At 49.6% G+C, this 738-nt stretch carries 1 protein-coding gene; it reads right to left on the reverse strand.

All coding sequences use genetic code 11. From position 1 onward, the window contains the following. A partial coding sequence (locus R2Q85_RS24560; RefSeq protein WP_316814452.1) for a hypothetical protein occupies positions 1 to 738 on the reverse strand: 738 nt, incomplete at both ends.

Below are 738 nucleotides of genomic sequence, written 5' to 3' on the forward strand. Positions count from 1 at the left end.
GATGATGAAGTAAGGATTACCGAACCACCAATACAGAAGGTCGTTCCGGTAGCAGCAACTGTAACTGTTGGCTGATCCGGCAATGGATTAACCGTTACGGGTACTGCTGTTGAAGCAGGACTCGGGCAGGTATTGCCATCGGTAACTACTACCGTATAATTGCCGGTTGCTGTAGCCGTATAAGTTTGGCCAGTGCCATTAACTGTAATCGCTACCCCATCCTTGAACCACTGGTTGCCGGTTGCAGCACTAGAGGTTAATACTACTGAACCACCAATACAGAAGGTTGTTCCGGTAGCGGCGGCTGTAACTGTTGGCTGGTCTGGCAATGGATTAACCGTTACGGGTACCGCTGCTGAAGCAAGGCTTGGACAGGTATTGCCATCGGTAACTACTACTGTATAATTACCAGTTGCTGTAGCCGTATAAGTTTGGCCAGTACCATTTACCGTGATGATCGTTCCGTCTTTGTACCACTGGTTGCCGGTTGCAGCACTAGAGGTTAATACTACTGAACCACCAATACAGAAGGTTGTTCCGGTAGCGGCAGCTGTAACTGTTGGCTGATCTGGCAATGGGTTGACTGTAACCGGAACCGCTGCTGAAGCAGGGCTTGGACAGGTATTGCCATCAGTAACTACCACCGTATAATTGCCGGTTGCTGTAGCCGTATAAGTTTGGCCAGTGCCATTAACTGTAATCGCTACCCCATCCTTGAACCACTGGTTGCCGGTTGCA

Source organism: Pedobacter heparinus (genome assembly GCF_032678725.1).
Classification (GTDB): Bacteria; Bacteroidota; Bacteroidia; order Sphingobacteriales; family Sphingobacteriaceae; genus Pedobacter; species Pedobacter heparinus_A.